The sequence below is a fragment of the Methylosinus sp. LW4 genome (assembly GCF_000379125.1).
Lineage (GTDB): Bacteria > Pseudomonadota > Alphaproteobacteria > Rhizobiales > Beijerinckiaceae > Methylosinus.
Window position 1 is genome coordinate 1,087,410 of the sequence record NZ_KB900626.1, and the last position, 21,250, is coordinate 1,108,659.

At 64.5% G+C, this 21,250-nt stretch carries 18 protein-coding genes and 2 tRNA genes; 8 read left to right on the forward strand and 12 right to left on the reverse strand.

Annotation, left to right across the window (positions count from 1 at the left end; all coding sequences use genetic code 11):
* Positions 1-7: 7 nt before the first annotated feature.
* From METLW4_RS0105530 to METLW4_RS0105540, 3 genes are all read right to left on the reverse strand, one after another.
* Positions 8-643, reverse strand: coding sequence for an ATP-dependent Clp protease proteolytic subunit (locus METLW4_RS0105530; RefSeq protein WP_018265212.1), 636 nt, complete (start codon positions 641-643; stop codon positions 8-10).
* Positions 644-888: 245 nt separating this feature from the next.
* The gene (gene tig / locus METLW4_RS0105535) at positions 889-2,253 is read right to left on the reverse strand and encodes a trigger factor (protein ID WP_018265213.1); all 1,365 of its coding nucleotides are present in this window, start codon (positions 2,251-2,253) and stop codon (positions 889-891) included.
* A 76-nt stretch (positions 2,254-2,329) separates the two neighbouring features.
* Positions 2,330-2,414 (reverse strand) — tRNA-Leu (locus tag METLW4_RS0105540).
* Positions 2,415-2,707: 293 nt separating this feature from the next.
* Here METLW4_RS0105540 and METLW4_RS0105545 point away from each other — a divergent pair.
* From METLW4_RS0105545 to METLW4_RS0105555, 3 genes are all read left to right on the forward strand, one after another.
* Positions 2,708-4,066, forward strand: coding sequence for a multicopper oxidase family protein (locus tag METLW4_RS0105545; protein ID WP_018265214.1), 1,359 nt, complete (start codon positions 2,708-2,710; stop codon positions 4,064-4,066).
* 268 nt (positions 4,067-4,334) lie between these two features.
* Positions 4,335-5,234, forward strand: a complete 900-nt coding sequence (locus METLW4_RS0105550; RefSeq protein ID WP_018265215.1) for a crotonase/enoyl-CoA hydratase family protein — start codon at positions 4,335-4,337, stop codon at positions 5,232-5,234.
* A gap of 44 nt (positions 5,235-5,278) precedes the next feature.
* Positions 5,279-7,582, forward strand: a complete 2,304-nt coding sequence (locus METLW4_RS0105555) for a putative bifunctional diguanylate cyclase/phosphodiesterase (RefSeq protein WP_018265216.1) — start codon at positions 5,279-5,281, stop codon at positions 7,580-7,582.
* A 67-nt stretch (positions 7,583-7,649) separates the two neighbouring features.
* Here METLW4_RS0105555 and METLW4_RS0105560 read toward each other — a convergent pair whose 3' ends face one another.
* Complete coding sequence (locus tag METLW4_RS0105560) at positions 7,650-8,402, reverse strand: hypothetical protein (RefSeq protein WP_018265217.1); 753 nt, start codon at positions 8,400-8,402, stop codon at positions 7,650-7,652.
* Between the two features lie 458 nt (positions 8,403-8,860).
* Here METLW4_RS0105560 and METLW4_RS0105570 point away from each other — a divergent pair, with 458 nt between their 5' ends.
* Entirely contained in the window at positions 8,861-9,430 is a 570-nt protein-coding gene (locus tag METLW4_RS0105570) for a hypothetical protein (protein WP_026191280.1), read from the forward strand.
* Positions 9,431-9,480: 50 nt separating this feature from the next.
* Here METLW4_RS0105570 and METLW4_RS0105575 read toward each other — a convergent pair whose 3' ends face one another.
* Both METLW4_RS0105575 and METLW4_RS0105580 read right to left on the reverse strand, forming a co-directional pair.
* The gene (locus METLW4_RS0105575; protein ID WP_018265220.1) at positions 9,481-10,158 is read right to left on the reverse strand and encodes an ABC transporter ATP-binding protein; all 678 of its coding nucleotides are present in this window, start codon (positions 10,156-10,158) and stop codon (positions 9,481-9,483) included.
* Between the two features lie 5 nt (positions 10,159-10,163).
* The gene (locus METLW4_RS0105580) at positions 10,164-11,465 is read right to left on the reverse strand and encodes a lipoprotein-releasing ABC transporter permease subunit (RefSeq protein ID WP_051079618.1); all 1,302 of its coding nucleotides are present in this window, start codon (positions 11,463-11,465) and stop codon (positions 10,164-10,166) included.
* 235 nt (positions 11,466-11,700) lie between these two features.
* Between METLW4_RS0105580 and METLW4_RS0105585 the strand changes: the two genes are divergently transcribed.
* Positions 11,701-12,027 (forward strand): GNAT family N-acetyltransferase, encoded by a 327-nt coding sequence (locus tag METLW4_RS0105585; protein WP_018265222.1) that lies wholly within the window; start codon positions 11,701-11,703, stop codon positions 12,025-12,027.
* 4 nt (positions 12,028-12,031) lie between these two features.
* Here the strand turns inward: METLW4_RS0105585 and METLW4_RS0105590 are convergent, their stop codons facing one another.
* On the reverse strand, positions 12,032-13,882 hold the full coding sequence (locus METLW4_RS0105590) for an ABC-F family ATP-binding cassette domain-containing protein (RefSeq protein ID WP_018265223.1): 1,851 nt from the start codon (positions 13,880-13,882) through the stop codon (positions 12,032-12,034).
* Between the two features lie 156 nt (positions 13,883-14,038).
* Between METLW4_RS0105590 and METLW4_RS0105595 the strand changes: the two genes are divergently transcribed.
* Positions 14,039-14,114, forward strand: a tRNA-Glu gene (locus METLW4_RS0105595).
* A gap of 745 nt (positions 14,115-14,859) precedes the next feature.
* Here METLW4_RS0105595 and METLW4_RS24090 read toward each other — a convergent pair.
* Positions 14,860-16,164, reverse strand: coding sequence for a glycosyltransferase family 2 protein (locus METLW4_RS24090; protein WP_018265224.1), 1,305 nt, complete (start codon positions 16,162-16,164; stop codon positions 14,860-14,862).
* Positions 16,165-16,329: 165 nt separating this feature from the next.
* Positions 16,330-17,478: a HupE/UreJ family protein gene (locus METLW4_RS0105610; protein ID WP_018265225.1), complete on the reverse strand. Its 1,149-nt coding sequence runs from the start codon at positions 17,476-17,478 to the stop codon at positions 16,330-16,332.
* A gap of 217 nt (positions 17,479-17,695) precedes the next feature.
* Here METLW4_RS0105610 and METLW4_RS0105615 point away from each other — a divergent pair, with 217 nt between their 5' ends.
* Positions 17,696-18,115 (forward strand): copper resistance CopC family protein, encoded by a 420-nt coding sequence (locus tag METLW4_RS0105615; protein ID WP_018265226.1) that lies wholly within the window; start codon positions 17,696-17,698, stop codon positions 18,113-18,115.
* Positions 18,116-18,155: 40 nt separating this feature from the next.
* Entirely contained in the window at positions 18,156-18,725 is a 570-nt protein-coding gene (locus METLW4_RS0105620; RefSeq protein WP_026191283.1) for a hypothetical protein, read from the forward strand.
* A 1-nt stretch (position 18,726) separates the two neighbouring features.
* On the opposite strand, the gene METLW4_RS0105625 is transcribed toward METLW4_RS0105620, so the two are convergent.
* The 3 genes from METLW4_RS0105625 to METLW4_RS0105640 form a co-directional block, all read right to left on the reverse strand.
* The gene (locus METLW4_RS0105625) at positions 18,727-19,872 is read right to left on the reverse strand and encodes a PepSY-associated TM helix domain-containing protein (protein WP_018265228.1); all 1,146 of its coding nucleotides are present in this window, start codon (positions 19,870-19,872) and stop codon (positions 18,727-18,729) included.
* A gap of 444 nt (positions 19,873-20,316) precedes the next feature.
* Positions 20,317-20,535 (reverse strand): YdcH family protein, encoded by a 219-nt coding sequence (locus METLW4_RS0105635; RefSeq protein WP_018265231.1) that lies wholly within the window; start codon positions 20,533-20,535, stop codon positions 20,317-20,319.
* A 121-nt stretch (positions 20,536-20,656) separates the two neighbouring features.
* Positions 20,657-21,250 carry a hypothetical protein gene (locus METLW4_RS0105640; RefSeq protein ID WP_157234922.1) on the reverse strand — a complete coding sequence of 198 codons (594 nt, stop codon included), beginning with the start codon at positions 21,248-21,250 and terminating at the stop codon, positions 20,657-20,659.

The window sequence follows — 21,250 nt, forward strand, 5'->3', positions numbered from 1 at the left end:
ATCTCGCTCAGGCCTTGGCCTCGGCCGGATCGTCGGGATGGTTGATCTCCACCCGGTCGACGATGCCGAACGCCTTGGCCTCCTCGGCGGACATGAAATGATCGCGATCGAGGGTCTTCTCGATCGTGTCATAGTCCTGGCCGGTGTGCTTGACGTAGATTTCGTTGAGACGCCGCTTGATCTTCATAATGTCCTCCGCATGGCGGAGGATGTCCGACGCCTGGCCCTGGAAGCCGCCGGAGGGCTGATGGACCATGATGCGGGCGTTGGGCAGCGCGATGCGGTTGCCGGCCTCGCCGGCGCAGAGCAGCAGCGAGCCCATGGAGGCCGCCTGGCCGATGCAGAGCGTCGCCACCTTGGGCTTGATGTATTGCATCGTGTCGTAGATGGCGAGACCGGAGGTCACGACGCCGCCCGGCGAGTTGATGTAGAGAAAAATCTCGCGCTTGGGATTTTCCGCCTCGAGGAAGAGGAGCTGAGCGATGATGACCGAGGCCATATGGTCCTCGACCTGGCCGGTCATGAAGATGATTCGCTCGCGCAGCAGGCGCGAATAGATATCGAAGCCGCGCTCGCCGCGGCTCGTGTTCTCGATCACCTGGGGGATCAGATATTGGTTGTAGACGTCGATCGGATCACGCATCTGTTTTGCGCCTTTTTTAGATTTGACTGGCCTGCGACCGAGGCTCCGCGCAGCGGGGCTCTGCGCTCCCGGCTTCGCGGCGGCCTCTTCGACCCGCCGTCTTTCCCCCGCATGGAGTGAAAGCCACGAGCCAGCTTTTGGCTCGTTGGTAGCATATTGCGGCAAGCCGTCCAGACAGAAACCGCAAAAGGGGCGAGCGGAAACCCCGGGGCCGCCCTTAATCGGCCCCGGGTCGGCGCGCCGGATCAGGCCGCGGGCTGGGCCAGATCGTCGTCTTCCTCGGCGGCGAGCAGCTCTTCCTTGGTCACGGTCTTGTCGGTGACGCTGATCTTGGCGACCAGATGGTCGACGACCCGCTCCTCATAGAGGGGGGCGCGAATCTGGGCGAGCGCCTGGGGATTGTTGCGGTAATAGTCCCAAACCTGCTTCTCGCGGCCCGGGAAGGCGCGCACGCGCTCGACCAGCGCGTCGGTCACGTCCTTGTCCTCGACGGTGACGCCGGCGCCCTGGCCGATCTCGGCCAGCACCAGGCCGAGACGCACGCGGCGCTCGGCGATCTTGCGATATTCCTCGCGCGCCGCCTCTTCCGTCGTGTTCTCGTCCTCGAAGCTCTTGCCGGAGCGCTTGCGCTCGGCCTCGAGCTGCGACCAGATCGTGTCGAACTCCTGGGCGACGAGGCCCTCGGGCAGCTCGAAGCTGTATTTCTTGTCGAGAGCGTCGAGAAGCGAGCGCTTCAGCTTGGCGCGCGAGGCCTTGGCGTAATCGGCCTCGAGATTGCCGCGCACGGCGAAGGTCAGCTCGGCGAGCGATTCGAAGCCGTATTTGGTGGCGAAAGCGTCGTCGATCGGCAGCTCCTTCGGGCCGGCGACCGCCTTGACGGTCACGTCGAACTCGGCGTCGCGGCCGGCGAGCGTCGGCACGCCGTAATCGTCCGGGAACTTCACCTTGACGACGCGCTGCTCGTCCTTGGCGGCGCCCTCGAGCTGCTCCTCGAAGCCGGGGATGAAAGAGCCCGAGCCGAGCACGAGATTGACGTCGCCGCCCGTTCCGCCCTCGAAGGGCTCGCCGTCGAGCTTGCCGGTGAAGTCTATGGTGACGCGGTCGCCCTTGGCGGCGGCGCCTTCCTTATCCTCAAATTCGCGGATGCGGTCGGCGAGATCGGAGATCGCCTTCTGGACCTCTTCCTCCGAGACCTCGGCGATGGGACGCTCGATGGCGATGTCGTCGAAAGCGCCGAGCTCGATCGCCGGCAGCACCTCGAAGGCGACGGAATAGGAGAAGTCGCCCTCGGCCTCCAGCGCCTTCTCGACCTCGGACTGATCGGTCGGGAAGTCGAGGCGCGGCTCCATGGCGACGCGCAGGCTATTGTCCTCGACGATCTTGCGATTGGCCTCGTTGACGGCCTCCTGCAGGACCTCGCTCATTATGCCTTTGCCGTAGATCTTCTTGAGATAGGAGATGGGCGCCTTGCCGGGGCGGAAGCCCTTGATCTGCGCCTTGCCGCGCAGCTCGACGAGCTGCGACTCGAGCTTGGCGGCGAGGTCGCCGGCCGGAAGCACCACTTTGAACTCGTGTTTCAAGCCCTGCGACAGGGTCTGCGTCACCTGCATGTCGTTTTCGCCTTCTCGAATCTCGACCAGTCCGGCGTGCGCCGGGAAAATATCTCTGCCGCCGGCGCGCGTCGGATGGTGCGGGCGGAGGGAGTCGAACCCCCACGACTTGCGTCACCGGAACCTAAATCCGGCGCGTCTACCAGTTCCGCCACGCCCGCGCCCCGACGCGCAAACGCCCGACGAGCCGCCGGCTCGCGGGCGAAACGCCAAAGGACCGAAGCCACGAGCCAACCGGCGTCGAAACGTCGCGGCGACAATCGAAACGCCGGCTTCGAAACGCCAGCGTCGACGCGCGAACGCCGCCGCGCGCCGGCTCGGGCGGGGGGCTCTATAGCACGACGCGCCGCCGGCGCTAAAGAAAATGTCACCTGTGGGGATGTAGGTTCGCGCCCTGTTGAAAGCCGGGCTCCGCTCGGGCCATATGCGGCGGCGAGGAGAAACCGGAGCCATCATGCCGTTCAACTGCTCACGCCGCGCTTTCGTGCGCGGAGTCGCTGCGACCCTCGTCTCTCTCGACGCCCGCGCCGAGCCGCCGGCCGCCGGCCCCAAAACGCTGACGGCGCGCAAGGGGACGGCGAATCTGCTGCCGGAGCCGGGGCATGCGACCGAGATTTGGGGATTCGAGGGGAGGGCTCCGGGACCGCTGCTGCGCTACGCCCTGGGCGACGAGCTGGCGGTCGGCCTCGCCAATGGCCTCGACAAGCCGCTCTCCATCCATTGGCACGGAATGCGCGGCGACAACGCCATGGATGGCGTCGCGCCGCTGACCCAGGCGGAGGTCGGGCCGGGCGGGCGATTCGACTATCGCCGCAAATTGGTCGACGCCGGCCTCTTCTGCTATCGGCCCTCTGTTTTCGGGGCGACGCCGGAACTCTGCGGCCGCGGGCTGAAGGGCCTCGTCGTCGTCGACGAGCCCAAGCCGCTGGAGGCCGACGCCGATCTTCTGCTCGCGCTCGACGATTGGCGGCTGGACAAGAATGGCGCGATCGAAGCCGATTTCGCCTCGCCGGCCGCGGCCGCCGGGGCGGGGCGCATCGGAACGCTGGTGGCGGTGGACGGCGCCCCGGCTCCGGCGCGCCGCGATTTCGCGCCGGGCGCGCGCATTCGCCTGCGCCTCGCCAATCTCGCCAATGCGCGAATCATGTTCGTCGGCTTCGACAATATTCAGCCCTTCGTCGTCGCGGTGGACAGCCAGCCCTGCGACGCCTTCGAGCCCGTGCGCCGCACCATTCCCGCCGCGCCCGGCGCGCGATTCGAACTGCTGTTCGATCTGCCGCGGGCCGAGAACGCCGCCGCAAAGCTGATTCTGCGCGGCATGGACGGCGAGCCCGACCGCGAGCTGGCGATCTTCACCACCCACGGCGGCAAGGCGGCGTCGCGCCCGCCGATCGCGTCGGCGGCGCAAAATCCCCTTTTACCCATAGAGATAAAGCTGCAGGCGGCCAAGAAGGTCGATCTCACATTGGAGCCGCCCGCCGCTCCCGGCGCGCCTTGGCGCATCAATGGCGCGCCGAGCAAGGCCTATGGCGGGCCGCCTCTGTTCCAGGTGAAGCGCGGCGCGCCGGTGACGCTCGGCTTCGTCAATCGTTCCGATGTCGTCGCCGTGATGCATGTCCACGGACATTGCGTGCGGCTTCTGCACGACCTCGACGACGGCTGGGAGCCCTATTGGCGTAATGGCGTCGTGGTGCCGCCGGGCAAGACCAAGCATGTCGCCTTCGTCGCCGACAGCCCCGGCAAATGGGCCGTGCATGACGATATCCTCGAGCACGAGGCCGCGGGGCTCGCTGCGTGGTTCGAGGTGAAGTGACGGAGGCGGCGCGCGATTCTGGCCCGCAGTTGCGCGCTGCGGCGGCTGCGTGCAATATTCGCGAGATTTGTCGTCGTACGACATGACCCGATCAGCGCGCGCCGTTGCATGAGACTCTCGGCGGTCCGGGTAACTCTACGATAACCGAGGTAGAATAATAGTATGTAATCGCATCGATTTCGGGCTAGTTTTGCGACATGGGCTCCAGCCGGGGCGCGCTGACATCGACTTGCGAGATCGACTTGTGGCATCGACTCCCGGAGTGGCCATGGCGACGGTAGCCTTGGAGCATAAGCTTCAAAAACCGAATGAATTTCCTGATTGGGAATTCCAGAATCTCGAAGTCGCCTACGACGCCGAGAGCCGTTCGGTATGGATGAATTATAAGATCGGCGCTCCGCATCATTATAGTCTCGCCATGCTGCTGGAGGCGGTCGAGATGCGCGAATCGCTGAAGGCGCTCGCGCAGTCGCCCTACGCCGAGCGCTGGCCGATCCGTTATTTCGTCATGAACTCGAACAAGCAGGGCGTGTTCAGCCTGGGCGGCGATCTGGCGACGTTTTCGTCCTCGGTCCGCAATCGGGACAGGGACAGCCTGCTGACTTACGCTCATGTCTGCATCGATGTGATGTTTGGCCTCACTTCAGCGTTCGGCCTGCCGCTCATCACTGTCTCGACTGTCCGAGGCCAATGCTTCGGCGGAGGCTTCGAGGGGGCCATGGCGACCGATTTCCTGATCGCCGAGGAGAGCGCCAAGCTCGGCGTTCCAGAGGTCGCCTTCAACACTTTTCCTGGCATGGGCGCCGTCACCTTTCTCAAGCGCCGCTTGGGCGTGGCGCTCGCGGAGCAGATCATCGCAACGGGCGCCGCCCATTCGGGATCGAAAATGCACGAGCTCGGCGTCGTGGATGTATTGGCCCCCGATGGCCGTCTGCGTGAAACCGCGCTCGAATGGATGTGCGAGGGCGGCGAGGAGCGTTGGGAGCGGCGGCGCGCGCTCGCCGATTTGCGTCGCAATTGCTTTCCGATCACGCGCGAGGAGCTGCTGCGCGTCGTCGAGCTGTGGGTGGATTGCTCGTTTTCGATCGGCGAGCCCGACTTGCGTCATATGGAGAGGCTGGTCGCCGCTCAGGGGCGGCTTTCTGGCCAACGGCCGAGATCGGCGTGACTATGCTGCGCCGGCCGGCGGCAGCGAACTGGAAAGACCGTTCCATGTCGTCGAACGTCAATGCGAGCGAAATCGAGGATAGCGAGATCCGCGAGGAGATTTATCGCGATCTCGTCGAGACGCTGTTCGGCACACCCGGATCCTTCGCCGCTGGACTCGTCGGCGGGATGATCGCGCCGCTGAGCGCTTGGATGATGACGCGGCACGACATCTATCTCCTCCTGACGGCGGTGATGGCCTGCTTCGCCGCCTATCGCCTCTACGTTCTCTATGCCCACACAATGACGCCGCTCGAGGAGCGCCGGCGCGACGCGCGAAAATGGGAAATCCGCTACGCGGTCGGCGGCGTCGGCTTCATGACCGCGGTTGGTTTCAGCGTCGCGATCCTCTTCTCGGAGCATCACGACGAGATCGGCGGCTATTACGGCATCGTCATCATGATGAGCGGCGTCGGCATGCTCGCCGGACGCAATGCGGGAAGCCCCAGAATCGTCTATGCGCAAATGCTGGGTCTCTGCACGCCGCTGACTGTTGCTGCGCTGTTGCATGACGATCTGCGCTATTGGGGCCTCGCCTCCATATTCGTTCTCGTCATGGTCTCGTTGCGCTCGACGACGAAATTCCTGCATGGAAATCTCGAATCGGCGCTGCGCAACGGTCGTGACGCCAACATACAGCGCCGGCGCTTCAAATCGGCGCTGAACAGCATGAGCCATGGGCTCTGCATGGGCAATTGTGACAAGAGGCTGACGGTCGTCAATCGCCGCCTGCTCGAGTTTTTCGAGATAAACGAGGAGGGCGCGCCGACCACTCTCGCAGGGCTGGCGCGGCGGATCGCCGACAAAGCGGCCATGCCGGAATCCGAATGGCGCGGTTTCGCCGATCAATGGGAATCGCATTCCGCGCTGCCGCGCACCAGCGTCTTCTCTCGCGAGATCGGCGATCGCATCTTCGATTTTCGCTGCGAGCCGGCCGACAATGGCGCCTTCGTCACCGTCGTCGAGGATGTGACCGAGCAGAGACGCGCGGCGCGCGAGATCGAGCGGATCGCGCATTTCGACACTTTGACCAGCCTCGCCAATCGATTCCAGTTCCAGCAGCGGCTGGAGCGCGATCTGCGGCACATTCGCAAGCGCGGGCTTAGTCTCGCGCTTTTGTGCATCGACCTCGATCAGTTCAAGGAGGTCAATGACACGCTCGGACATACGATCGGTGACCGGCTTCTCTGCGCCGTCGCCGAGCGCCTGCGCGAATGCGTGCGCTCGGTCGATATGGTGGCGCGCTTCGGCGGCGACGAGTTCTGCATATTGATGCATCCGACGATCGAGACGCCGCCGGCCGACGCGCTGGCGCGCCGCGTCATCGAGGCGATCGGCCGTCCTTATGTGGTGGAGGGCCATACGATCGTCATCGGCGCGAGCGTCGGCCTCTGCATCGCGCCGCGGGACGCGGTCTCCGTCGAGGGGCTGCTGAAATGCGGCGATCTCGCAATGTATCATTCCAAGGCCGCCGGCCGCCGGCAGGCCATATGGTTCGAGACGTCGATGGAGGATGCGCTGGTCAGCAAGCGGCGCATCGAGCGCGAGCTGCGCGAGGCGCTCAGGACCGAGACGCTCGAGGTTCATTACCAGCCCATCTACGACGCGCGCGACCAATCCATCTCGACCTGCGAGGCGCTGACGCGCTGGCGCCATCCGCAATTGGGCTATGTGCCGCCTTCCTCCTTCATCCCGATCGCCGAAGAGACGGGGATGATCGTCGAGCTGGGCGAATGGGTGCTGCGCCGCGCCTGCCGCGACGCGCATCTGTGGCCTTCGGCGGCGCGGGTCGCCGTGAATTTCTCCTCGCGGCAGTTCCAGCAGCCGGACATGATCGATCGGGTTCGCAGCGCGCTCGACGCCGCGGGGCTGGAGCCGAGCCGGCTCGAGATCGAGATCACCGAATCGACGCTCATGCAGGACACGGAGGACGCCGCCGCCAAGATCGCCGGCCTGCGCGCGATCGGCGTCCGCCTGTCGCTCGATGATTTCGGAACGGGCTTCAGCAGCCTCGGCTATCTAAATCGTTTTCCTGTCGACAAGGTGAAGCTCGATCGCAGCTTCGTCTCGGAGCTCAGCGTCTCCAGCAAAACGCAGGCGATCGTCGGCGCGGTGTCGCTGCTGACCGCCGAGCTCGGCATAGATCTCGTCGCGGAGGGCGTCGAGACGCATGAGCAGCGCGCCTTGCTGCTCGCGAAGAATGTGCATTTGATGCAGGGCTTTCTCTACAGCACGGCGAAGCCGCAGGAGGAGCTGGCGCAGATGTTTTCCGGCGTCGCGCGCGGCGGCAAGCTGAAGGTCGTCGCCTGAAAGAAGCGCCCGGCGCCCACCTTCCGCGGGCGCCGGGTGAAATTTCGTCTCGCGATATAATGCCCTTTCAGACGCGCCGGCTCGCGGCGGGGGCCGTCTCCACCCGACGCACCGGCGGGGCGCTGATGCGCTGTGCGCGGAACATGCTGTAGGAGGCGTTGTAGCGGCGCCCGCATTGCCGCACATAGCTCTCCGCGCCCACCAGGCCTTCGCCATTCTCGACGATATGCTTGACGAGGCAGAGTTCCTGCATCTGCTCGGCGGTGAGGATCTCGCCATTTTCCATCAGCCGCTCGGCTTTCACGAAGCCGAGCTTTTGCGCCAGCGCGCCATAGACGCCGATGGCCGAGGCGAGGTCGGCCTCGAAGCAGAAGCGCGCATAGCGGTCGGCCACCATCATGGAGCAGGAGAGGGCGAAGTCGAGATCCGCTCCGTTCAGATAGGTCCTCGCCCATGCGATCGATATGACCGGCGCGTCGAGAATGAGCCGCGCGGTCGCGGACGCCAGCTCGTCGAAGCCTTCCGCGGCGACCGCCGTCGAATCGTCGCAGTGCGCGAAGTCGAAAACCAGATATTTGAGACCGGGCAGATGGCCTTCCGAAATTTTGCGCAGCAACAAGGTCAGGCCCTCGATGCTGTCGCGATCGAAACCGCAGGCGAGCTTGCTCACCAGGATCGTATCCAGATCATCCATGCGATGGATCTCCAGCGACGAACGCTGACGGATGAAATCCAGCGGATCCGAAAAGTCGGAAGGGGAAACATAAGTCTCAGCGGCGACAGCGGAGGTGATGTCGTTCTTCGAAACTACCGCATTCATGTTTCGTCTCCTATCTCGAATGGTTTCACAATTCTTACCGAGTTACTTAAATTTTTAAAGAAATTTCGGCCGCGTCTTCGCTCATGGTTAATTCCCGCAACAAAATTTACGTACGTAATCTCCCGATTCAGGCCGGCTGGACGGGTTGCGACTTTTTGCCGCTGGCGGATTTTGAAGGTCTGGAGCCGACCGCCCGAAAGTGTGGAAGCCAGCGCTGGAGCACGAGCTGCGGGCGATCGGGGCCTCATTCGCCGGCGGCCGAGGGCCGCGGCATTTCCGCGCCGGCTCGTTTGCGGGCGAAAACTTCGTCCCTATGTCGATAGGAGTGTGTGCTAAAAGCCGGGAGCGGAGATCGGCCCGAGAGGCCGAGTCGCATCGCGGTCATCGACGCCACGGTCGGCGAGAGTGCTGCAGCCGCTCATGAGAAGCGGCGACAAACATGGATAGGGAGAGAAAAGATGAATCTTCGACTTCTGGTCGCTCTTGCCATGGCGACGGCCGGACTGGTCGGCGAGGCCCATGCGCATGGCGGCGTGAGCTCCGACACCGGCCAATGCATCATGAAGATCGGCCCCGACACGATGAACTTCACCGGCTATCAGCCGCTGAAGTCGCGCGAGATTTTCTGCGACGACATTCCCGATGTCGGCCCGACGATCATCGTGCTGGACGCGGTGCAGGACGAGCTGCGCGACATGGCGCTGGAGATCCGCATTCTCCGCAATGTCGGCCAGAGCGACGACAATGAGAATCTCGAGCAGAACACCGAGGTTTATCTGCCGCCGAAGAAATACCGCACCGGCACGCTCAACTTCGAATATAATTTCACCAAGAAGGGCAACTTCATCGGTCTCGTGAAGGCGAAGGCCGACGATGGACGCGAATATGTCTCGCGCTTCCCCTTCGCGGTCGGCACCACGGAAGACAAGAACACCATTATCGCCGTGTTCTTCGCCGCGCTCGGCCTCGTCGGCTTCGGCCTCTGGTATAAGAACAGCTTCATCGACAAGAAAAAGAAGTCGGCCTGATCTTTTTGGTCATGAATGCTCCGGCCGGGCGTGCGTCCGGCCGGAACGCGTCAAGCGAGCTCGACGAGACGGCCGTCGCTGAGCGTGACGCGGCGATCCATCTGAGCGGCGAGATCGAGATTATGCGTCGCCACCAGCGCGGCGAGGCCGGTGTTGCGCGCCAGCGTCATCAATGTCGCGAAGACATGCTCCGCGGTGCGCGGATCGAGATTGCCTGTCGGCTCGTCGGCGAGCAGAACATGCGGCGCATTGGCGACCGCGCGAGCGATGGCGACGCGCTGCTGCTCGCCGCCCGACAGCTGCGAGGGCAAGTGCTTCGCCCGGGCTCCGAGCCTTAGATAATCGAGCAATTCCGCGGCGCGCCGCTCCGCTTCGCGGCGATCCAGCCCGTTGATCGCCTGCGGCAGCGCGACATTCTCGAGCGCGGTGAACTCCGGCAGCAGATGGTGGAACTGATAGACGAAGCCGATCGTCGAGCGGCGCAGGCTGGTGCGCTCATTGTCGCTCATGTCGGAGGTCGCCAGCCCGGCGATGAGCACCTCGCCGTCGTCGGCGCGCTCCAGCAGGCCGGCGATATGCAGCAGAGTGGATTTGCCGGCGCCCGAAGGCGCGATCAGCGCCACTGTCTCGCCGGCTGCGAGCGTGAGATCGGCTCCGATGAGAATGTCCAGACGCCCGTCGCCTTCGCGATAATGGCGGGCGACGCCGGAAAGCTCGAGAACTGTCATGGGCCTCACTCGTGGCGCAGGGCGTCGATCGGATCGAGGCTCGCCGCTTTCCAGGCTGGATAGATGGAGGCGAGAATGGCGAGCGCGAGCGTCATGACGACGACGAGCGCCACCTCGCGCGGCTCGACGATAGAGGGCAGGCGCGACAGAAAATAAAGCTCCGCCGGAAACAGATTGGCGTGCATGAGCTTGTTGAGTAGCAGCCGGATCGCGTCGAGGTTTTTGGCGAGCGTCAGGCCCAGCAGAAAACCGGCGATGTCGCCGACGACGCCGATGGACGCGCCGATGATGAGGAAGATGCGCAGCACCGCGCCGCGCGTCGCGCCCATGGTGCGTAGAATGGCGATGTCCGAGGATTTGTCCTTCACCAGCATGGTGAGGCCGGAGATGATGTTGAGCGCCGCCACCAGCACGATTAGCGTCAATATGATGAACATCACATTGCTCTCGACCTGCAGCGTGTCGAAGAAGGTCTTGTTGCGCTGCCGCCAGTCGGTGAGCATCATCGGCCGATCGATATTGGCGTCTATGTCGGCGCGGAACTTGTCCACGGCGTCGGGCGCGTCGAGAAAGACCTCGATCACCGTCGCCTCATTCTCGTGATTGAAGAAGAGCTGCGACTCGGCGAATGGCATGTAGACGAAGACGCGGTCATATTCCGACATGCCGATCTGGAAGATCGCCGTCACCGGATAGGCTTTTATGCGCGGCGCCACGCCGAAGGGGGTGGAGGCGCCCTTGGCGATGAGGATGCTGATATTGTCGCCGACGCGGACGCCGAGCGACTCGGCGAGGCGCTGGCCGATGGCGACGCCGCCGGCGCTGTCGAAGCCCTGGAAGGTCCCGTCCTTCACATTGCCGGCGAGGCCCGGCAGACGCAGAATGTCCTGCTCGCGTATGCCGCGCACCAGCGCGCCTGACTGCCCATAGGGGGAGGAGACGCCGGCTGCGCCCTCCACCATGGGGGCGACGAGCTTGACGCCCGGCAGGCGCTGCAGCCGCGCCGTGACCTCGGCCCAATCGTTCAGCGGCCGCTCGGCCGCCTGGACGAAAGCGTGGCCGTCAATGCCGACGATCTTGTCCATCAGCTCGCGGTGAAAGCCGTTCATCACCGACATTACGACGATGAGCGTCGCCACGCCCAGCATGATGCCGAGAAAGGAGAAGCCGGCGATCACCGAGACGAAGCCATTGGCGCGCCGCGTCCGCACATAGCGGAAGGCGACCATCCATTCGAAGGGCGCGAAGGCGCGCAAGCGCGGCGGCGGCTCGGTCTCGACCACGGTAGACAAAGTAGATTCGCTCATTTCGGCATTGTGCCCATCCGCTCGAGCCTTTCAAGCGCGCCACAGAAATGGGCGTTTCTCATGTGAGAGAGGCGAATCGAAGGCGAGGGCGTGGGCCGTCGCCGGCGTGGCGGAAAACCGACAGCGAGGCGAGAGCCGAGCCCGCCGAGGCCAGAAAAATTAACGTCTGGCCCTTAATTTGCTGCACTGCATTCACCACCTCGACATCGGCGGTGGGCAATCGAGGAGACGAGAAATGGGTTCGATCGCCCAGCTGAAGAGCGCGCCGCGCAAGGCGCATGGCGCTGTCCACGACAATGTCGAGCTCGATCGTTTCGAGCTCGATCTCGAAGACGGAACGGCCGTCGCCTATTACCGCATGGCGCCCGGCGCCATCGTCTTCACCCATACAGAGACGCCGCCGGCGCTGCGCGGCAAAGGCGCCGCCACGGAGCTGATCCGCGGCGCGCTGCAATGGGCGCGGGCGCGCGGGTTGAAGGTCGTTCCCGAATGCTCCTTCGTGGCCGATTATATCGCGCGCCACCAGGAATTCGCCGATCTGGTCCTGCGCAAATCGGCCTGAATCCCTACCCCTCGTCCGAGAGCGAGAGCCATTGATCTTCCGCCTCGGCGAGCGCCGAGGCGAGATCGGCGCGCTGCTGGGCGAGGCGATTGGCCTCCTGCGGATTGCGCGAAAACGCGCTCGGATCAGCGAGCGCGGCGTCGACGCGCGCCAATAGCTCGGCCAGCTTTTTCATGCGCTCTTCCGCCGCCGCCAGCTTGCGGCGCGACTGACCGGCGTCGCGCTTGCCTTTGAGCGGGCGAGGGGCCTCGCGCGGCTCCTCCTCCTTGCGCTGCTCGCGGGCGTCGCCATTGGCGCGCGCCAGAACGTAACGCGCATATTCGTCGACATCGCCGTCGAAGGCCTTCACCGTGCCGCCTTCGACGAGCCAAAGGCGATCGGCGCAGGCCTCCAGAAGATAGCGGTCATGCGAGACCAGCACGATCGCGCCCTCATGGGCGTTGATCGCCTCGACCAGCGCGGCGCGGCTGTCGATGTCGAGATGGTTGGTCGGCTCGTCGAGAATGAGCAGATGCGGTCCATAAAAGGAGGCGACGCCGAGCAGCAGCCGCGCCTTCTCGCCGCCGGAGAGGCGCTCCACCTTGGTGTCCGCCCGCGCGCCGGAAAAGCCCGTCTGCGCCGCCCGCGCGCGAATGCGCGCCTCGGGCGCGCCGGGCATCAGCGCGGCGAAGACGGAGTAGGGCGAGTCCTTTTCGTTGAGGTCATCGACCTGATGCTGAGCGAAAAATCCCGCCTCCAGCTTGGCGGCGCGCACCATATTGCCGCTCTTGGGCTCGAGCCGTCCCGCCAGCAGCTTGGCGAAGGTCGATTTGCCGTTTCCGTTGGAGCCCAGCAATCCGATGCGATCGTCATTGGAGAGGCTGAGCGACAGGCGCGACAGCACGGTGCGCTCGCCATAGCCGACGCTCACATTCTCGAAAGCGATGATCGGCGGCGACAGCGGCTTTTCCGGCGAGGGCAGATAGATCGGCAGCACCTCGTCGTCGACGACCGCCGTGGCCGGCCCCAGCTTCGCCAGCATTTTGAGGCGCGATTGCGCCTGACGCGCCTTGGTCGCCTTGGCGCGGAAACGATCGACGAAGGCCTGCAGCTCGCGGCGGCGCTCTTCCTGCTTTTTGCCGGCCTTGGCGGCGAGCGCGCGCGCCTCCAGCCGTTGCGTCTCGAAGGAGCTGTAATTGCCCTTGTAGATCGTCAGCTTGCCGCGATCGAGATGCAGAATATGCGTCGCGACCGCATCGAGCAGATCGCGATCATGGCTGATGACGACGACATTGGCCGGATAATGCGCGAGATAATCGACGAGCCAGAGCGTGCCCTCGAGATCGAGATAATTGGTCGGCTCGTCGAGCAGCAGCAGCTCCGGCTGCGAGAACAGCACGGCGGCGAGGGCGACGCGCATGCGCCAGCCGCCCGAAAATTCCGAGAGCGGGCGCCGCTGCGCCTCCGCGTCGAAGCCGAGGCCGGAGAGGATCGCCGCCGCCCGCGCCGGCGCCGCATGGGCGTCTATATCGACGAGGCGCGTCTGGATTTCAGCGATCTCATGCGGGTCGGTCTCGGTCTCGGCGCGCTCCAGCAGGGTCGCGCGCTCGGTGTCGGCGGCCAGCACGAAATCGACGAGCGCCGTTGGTCCGCCCGGGGCCTCCTGCTCGACGCGGCCGATCTTCAGCCTGGCGGGGAGGGAGATGGTTCCGCTCTCGCCGGCGATCTCGCCGCAGATGATTCGGAAGAGCGTCGTCTTGCCCGCGCCATTGCGGCCGACGAAGCCCGCGCGCGTCCGCGGCGGCACGAAGACCGAGGCCTTGTCGAAGAGCAGCCTCTCGCCGAGCCTGTAAGTGAGATCGTCTATGGAGAGCATGGCCTCGCCTCTAGGGCCTTTGCCGGCGATGTGCAACGTCGGCGCCGTCGAAGCCTCGCGCTCGGCTTGTGAGAAGGCCGTCTTGGCGCTTGTCAGCCCGAGCGCAGCCCTCTATATCTGCGCCCGCTTCGCGCCGCCCTCCGGTCGGCGCAGCCCGCGCCCATCGTCTAGAGGCCTAGGACGTCGCCCTTTCACGGCGAAAACACGGGTTCGATTCCCGTTGGGCGCGCCAATAACTTCAACGCCTTAAGGTCGGTAGCGTCGAATATATGCCCGCGAACGGCTGCGCACGTCCGCGCTCCGAGACGTCGATAATATGCCGCTGGCTGCAGGCGCACTCCTCGAGCCTGAAGCGTCAACGCGCGACTCCACGTAATCGGCGCAATTCGATCAGAAGCTTGGCCTGGGCTGAGACGAGCAGCGAAGCCGGAATGGCCATAAGGCGACGGCTCGCAGAGAGTGGAAGGTTGTTGCGATGATTGCTCTCGCGAATGGACAGCTGCCGCGGAAGGCTTTGATTCTCATAGTCACGCTCGTCACTGCGCTGTCTCTCTCGGGCTGTTACACTCCCGGACAACGCGCCACAGGCGGCGCGATCATCGGCGGACTCGGTGGCGCGGGCATCGGCGCTCTGGCGTCTGGAGGCCTTGCCGGCCCTACGCTCGCTGGCGCGGCAGTCGGGGCGGCAGGAGGCGCGATCATCGGCGCAGTCACCGCGCCCCGGCGTTACGGTTGGCGTCGCCACGCTCACCGGCATCGCCACTATCGCTATTACTGATGCGTCTATCGTCGAGCCGCCCGAGCCGACATAGAGCCAAATGCAAAAACGCCCCGCGCTTACATCCGGCGTCGGGGCGTCTCGCTGTTGCGTCTGGTTCCGGGAAACCTTCGGCTTGCTCACAGAGTAGGCGGTCGAGTCCTGTGATGCAAGCGTGGGCGCCGAGTCTCGCGCTTCGCCGCTCTCGGCGATGCGCTCCTCAGTAATGCCAGAGCTGATCGCCGATTTTGCTCAGCCCCGGGAGACTGAGCAAGCGTCCGAAGGTCAGACAAAACTCGGCAATGGGCCTCACCCAGGCGCGCGGGGCGCGTCTCTTCGCGCCGATATGGCGCTTGCGGGCGCGCGTCACGCGTCTCGACAGCTCGGCGAATGCGTCCGCGCCGAGGCTGGCGCGAATTCGATCCGCCTGCGCCGCCAATCGCGTCTCGATATAGCGCGAGAGGCTCTCGTTTTCCCGAAAGTCCGGGTGAACGATGTGGGATTTCTGCAGGCAGATCAGCGCGCTGACATAGCGGTCGACGCCGAGGCGATCGGTCAGCGCGCCGACATCGTCGATCAGCCGATCGACGACCGCGCGCCAGGCGAAATACTCCGCCTTGAACGCCTTTGTCGGATCGGCGTTGTGAACGCCGCAGAGCTCGGCGTGGCCGGCGAATCCATTGCCGCCGTGAATGCGATAGATGGTCAGCGGGGCGTCGATGAGCGCGACGCCGCTGAGCAGCCGCACGCCTTTGTTGAGATAAGTGTCGCCATGGAGCCGGAGCGGCATAGAGCCGCCTCCGCCGAGCAGCAAGGTCAGCGCGTCACGCCGAAAGCAATTGCCCGAGGTCGGCGCATAGACCCAATCGCCCAGCTCATGCGCGTCGATGAAATGCACGCGGGCGCTCACATCGTCCAGCGGCGCATGCGCGAAGGGCCAGAGATCGCCGCAAAGATGGAAGGGGCGCAGGCGCTCCTTGCGGACGCCGCGTCCCGAGGCGATGAAATCGCCGAACGCGCTCCAGGAGGTTCGGACGACGCCCTCATTGGTGGATTGCAGCATGTCCGAGGAGGTGAAGCCGACCGCCGTCCGCAGCGAGAAATGCACGAAGATATGCGTCTCGACGAAATTGGGGAGGAGCATGTCGTCGGCGTCGAGAAACACCACATAAGCGCCGGAGCTGGCGGCGAAGCCGGTATGGAAGGCGGCCGTCTGGCCGAGGTTTTCGGCATGCGCGACGATCGCGACTTGCGGATGGCGGGCGCGAATGGCGCGAAGGACGAGATCGCTCTCGTCTGTCGAGGCGTCGTCGACGATGATGCATTCGATGCGCGGATAGGTTTGCGTGAGCGCCGAATTGAGCGCCTCGAGCAGGAAGTGGCCATAATTGTAATTGGTGATGACGACGCTCACGAGCGGCAGCTCATAGGCGAGGCGGCCGCCGAAAGCGCGGCCAGGATGCGGCTCGACGAAATCTACGTCCTTATCGTCGGCCTCTCGAAATTGGGTGAAATTTTCTAGCATAATCGGCTCTACTGTCTAAAAACGCTTTGCTTGCCGCGCTCGCGCGGAAGGCGCTCGATCGCGGCAAGCGCTGTCACGGCAAGCCGTTACGTAACGCTATATACGTAGATGTCCCTATTGAAAAGGGTGCGTGTCGCAATTCATGCGCGCATTGGTCGCGGGGCCTCAGCCGACGCCGAAAATGCGCTCGGCCAGCCAATAGGCGCCGAAGCAGGCGATGACGGCGGAGACGGCGCGCACGAGGCGCAGATCGCGCAGTCCATGGGAGAAAAATCGATCGATCGCCAAAAGCAGCGGCAGCGCGACCAGCACCACGCCGATCTGCCCCGCCTCGACGCCGAGATTGAAGCTCGCCAGCGCCGGCACGAGGGCGCGCTGCGGCACGCCGATCTCGATGAGCCCGCTCGCAAAGCCGAATCCATGGATGAAGCCGAAGACGAAAGTGTCGCGCCAGCGGCCTTCCACCTTGCAGGTGAAGAAATTCTCGACGGCGACGTAAATGATCGACAGAGCGATCGCGATCTCCACCCAGCGGCTCGGCAGATCGACGAGGCCGAGCGCCGCCAGCGACAGCGTCACCGAATGCGAGACGGTGAAGGCCGTCACCAGCTTCACGACCGGCCAGACGCGCGTCGCCCACAGCATCACCGCGATGAGGAAGCACAAATGATCGTAGCCGGTCATTATGTGCTCGATCCCGGCGGCGAAGAATTTCGGCGCCAGCTGCCAGGGCGTCAGCAGCGGCTTGGAGAGATCGATCGGCGCGTCGCCGGGGAAGACCATCGCCTCGCCGGGCGCCGGCTCCGCGCCGAGACGCTGCGCCTCGGTGAGGCGCTCGTCGGCGTCGCGCTCGCCTATGCCGACGAGATGCTTCGCGCGGCGTCCCTGCGCCTCCAGCAGCCGATAGGGGTCATAGAAGATCTGTCCCGCGACGGCGCTGCAATCGAGGCGCAGCACGACCTTCGAATCGCGCGGATTGGCGGGGTCCGAGCCTACCGAGACGATCTCGCTCGGGCAGGTTTCGCCAGCCTCGTTCCGCAGGGCGACGCGGCTCTGAATGAATTTGCCGATCATCGCCTCGATCACGCCGGGCTCGGTGAGATCGACATCGGCGGCGCTCGGCTTGCTCTCGGCGAACATGCGCTCGATATCGGCGCCGAGAAAACCGACGTCGAGGCGATAGCGGCCGCCTCCTTCCGGCACGATGCGGCTGCTGGAAATGTCCGCCGTATGCGCCCGCGCGGCCGCCCCGCCGCCGAGAAGGACGAGAATGGCGAGGAGCAGGGCGAAGGGCGAAGGCGTTATTCTCATCATCTCTCCCTCGCCATCGTCTCTCTTGACGCTTCGTGACACGGCGACGTATGCAAGAAGCTGAAATAGTGCATATCAGCCCGGCCGAGACAAGGCCGAAGCGGATAGGGTCGAGGCGGGCCGGCGCGCTCGCTGCGTCGCACAATCGCTGGCGGCGCGAGCGCCTTGCTCACGCGCGAGAGGGCGCTTAGCATCACGGGACGCACGACAAACGGAAACCATGAACCTTCCCGCCGCCGCTCCTCATCGCGCTCCTCGTCGAACAGCCGTCGCGCCGCGCTGCGCGGCGCTTCTCCTGCTCGGCCTCGCTGTCTGTCTCGCCTCGCCGCGCGCATGGGCTCACGCCATCGTCGTGCGCACTTCGCCGGCGCAGGATGGCGTCGCGCCCGGAAACATCGGCAAGGTCGATGTCTGGTATGACGCCGGCATAAGGGACGCTTTCGCGGCGCTGGCGGTGATCGCCGCCTCCGGCGAGCGGGTCGACAAGCGCGACGCCGCGATCGATCGCGCCGATCCGGCCCATGTCTCGGTCGGCGTCAATCCGCTCGGCCCCGGAAAATATACGGTCCGCTACCGCGCGCTATCGGCCGACGGCCATCTCGTCAGCGGCGCCTGGGAGTTCGAGGTGCGGCCGCAATAGCGCCGATCGAGCGCAGCTTAAGGGAAAGGAAGCCGCCGCGATGAGTCCCAACGGCCGGATGAATTTGTTGTTGTTCCTCGCCGTCGTGGCGATCGCCGCCGGCAATGCGGCCGCTTTCACCTATTCGCTCTGGGGACCGTCCTTCAGCCTCTATTGGAATGATCTTCTTGACGCGCATCTCTATCGGCCGGCGGTCAAGGCGGGTGATCGCACCATGGCCAACTGTCTCAAGGTCAGCGATTTCTATTCGGCGCGGCTGACCACTTATTTCCTCGGGGATTCGGACAGCAGCGCCGGCGGCCCCATCACCGACCTCAGCAAATATGACGAATATTGCGATCGTGTGCCGGGCACCGGCAAGGTGATCTTCTCCGTCACGCTGATGGAGAAGGATGTGCGGAGCCAATCCGTCGCGCTCGCCTTCTACAAGAGCGACGCCAAAGGCGGCCTCGAGCTATTGACCTCTGTCCCTTCGAAGCCGCATCCGGCCGGCTTCGTGACCTTGGAATCCTCGGTCGATCACAAGGGCAAATATCTCCTCGAGCTCGCTTTCGGCGAAGGCAAGGGCGAGGAGGACAAGATCGCCATGCCGATCTCGGTCGGTCAGTGATCTATTTACGCCGAGCGCGGCGCTTCTGCCGCCATCGCAATAGTCCGGTCACATAGAGGGCGAGCGGCGTGAGGCCGGTCAGCGCGACCAGCGCGCGGCCCGGAACGCCGAAAGCCTCGCCGCAATGCAGCGGGAACAGCCATTCGAGCAGCCTCTCGCCCGTGGTGAAATCGTCGCGGTCCTGAATCTGCAGCACGCTTCCGCTGTAACGATCGACGCTGACATTGCGGAATGTCTTGGCGCGGTTGGGCTCGCGTTCCGACTGCTTGCCGACGACATAGACGCCATCGTCGCCGCTCGGCAGCAGCACCCAATGCAGCCGACCTTTCGGGAAAATCTTGTCCGCGCTGGCGACGGCCGCGTCGAGGCCGATGGGCGCGCGGCCGTCGATCGGCGTCGATCGTCCAAAGTCCGGCTCGGGCCGCACGGGCGAGATCAGCGTCGCCAGCGAATGCGTCGCCGGCTTGAAGATCATCGCGATTCCGGTGGCGAGCGTCGCCAGCAGCAGAATGGCGAAATAGGCGCCGACGCTGCGATGCGCGTCATAGACGATGCGCTCGCGGCTCGCGCCCCATTTGATCGTCAGTCCCATCCGCCAATCGCCATTGCGCGGCGGCCAGAGAGAGAGTCCGAGCATGATCGAGACGAAAAGCGCAATTCCGAGACAGCCGATGAGATAGGCGTTGTTCACGCCGAGCAGCAGCGTCCAATGAAAGGCCATGACGATCTGCACGAGCGGCTGCGCGAAAACATCGTCGCCATGCGCGAGCAAGCGGTCGCCGGTCACTTCGGCGCGGTACGGATCGACGAAAATCTGGCGGAACGAGCTGTCGAGATCGTCGGTCTCGACCATATAGGCGATGATCGCCGCAGCTTTCGCATGACGCGGCAGAGTGATGCGCTCGGGACGGCTCTCCGCCGGCATGGCCGCGGTCGCCGCCGCGAGAATTTCGTCGAGCGGACGCATGACGGCCGGCGTCGGCGGCTCGACGCGCATGAGCGGAGCGTTCAGCCATTCGTCTATGTCTTCGCGAAAGGCGAGCAGGCCGCCGCTGAGCCCGATGAGGACGAAAACCGCGCCGGCGAAAAGGCCGATGTAGCGATGGGCCGCCAGAAATATTTTGCGGCCCCGCTCGTTACGACCCATGATGCGCGCCTCCGATCCGCCGAAAGATCGAGATGTCGCTCGTGCTCGGCGTCGCCGCGGAGAGGGGAGCCTCTTCCGCCGCGCGTGTCAACGGCGGTGGAGCGGCGGAGATTTCAAAAAGAAAAATCGCCCGCCGGCGGCGGGAGGTTTTGGCCGTCCGGCGCTAAACGTGTAAGATAGGATGATTGAAGCCTCGGGCGGCTAAAATGCTGTCCGAGTCGGGAACCTGCTGCGCTGTTCCGCCGCATCTCGGCATATTGTATCTCTCTAGGACAGGCATAGGCTCGCCAAAATTGAAAAAATAACGGCGGAGGACCGTATGGGGAGCGCCCAAGACAGCAAGGAAACCGTAAGGCTCGTGGCGGTCCTCGCGATCGTCGCCATTGTCTCGCTCGCCGTGGCGATCGGCCTCAGAATGTGGAAGTAGCGCCGCTTTCGCCCGCATCAGGCGATGATGTCGGGCGTGAGCTGATCCTCTAGAAACGCCAAGCGATCGCGCAGCAGCAATTTTCTTTTCTTCAGCCGCTGAATTTGCAGCTGGTCCACGGCGCCGACCGCGAGAAGGGCGTCGATCGCATCCTCGAGGTCCTTGTGCTCGAGCCTCAGCCGCTCGACTTCTTGCCGGATCGCATCGCGTTCGGCTTCGTTCAGCTCATCCACCATTCGCCAACCTGCCCGAGCGCCGCTCGGCGGCGAGTCGTGACGCGAGGATTATCGCCTCGCATCATGTTCATCTTCAAGTCCTAATGAGAAGGCGGCGACGCCTTCCCGTTAATCTTCCGTCTCAATCGACCGCGATCGACTTGTCCAGCTCCACGCAGGCGGCCGGATCGACGCGCTCCAGCTCGAAGACGCGGTTTTGGCGCGTCAGCTCCAGATAGACGGATTTCTTCTTCTGGTCCGGGCCGCGCCAGCCGCTCACGCCCTCGTCCAGGTAGAGCGTGACCGAAACGCCATCCTCGGCGAGATCGATGGGAAACGCGCCGCCTTCCTCGGCCGATCCGCCGAGGCCGCCGCGCGCCATGCATTGGGCGGTGGCGTCCTTGCGGAAGGAGCGGACGAGGCGGGAGCCGGAGACGTCGCGATTGGCCTCCTCGCTCCAAACGCAGCCGCCGACGACATAGAAGGGCTTGCCATGGCCCTTGTGGCGAAGCTCGACGCGCAGATCGCGCGCGTCCTCCGGCGTCGTGGCGAGTTCGCGCTGCAGCGACAGCCGCACGGAGACGACGGTCTGGCCGGGATGCGCGCGCAAATGCGCTTCGTCATAGCGACGGAAGAAGCAGGCCCCGCTCGGCGGGACTTTGTCGATCAGCAGATTTTTGGCGGCGGCGGCGCTCGAAAGAGCGAGAAACAGAGAGACGCATAGCGAGCGCTTCAT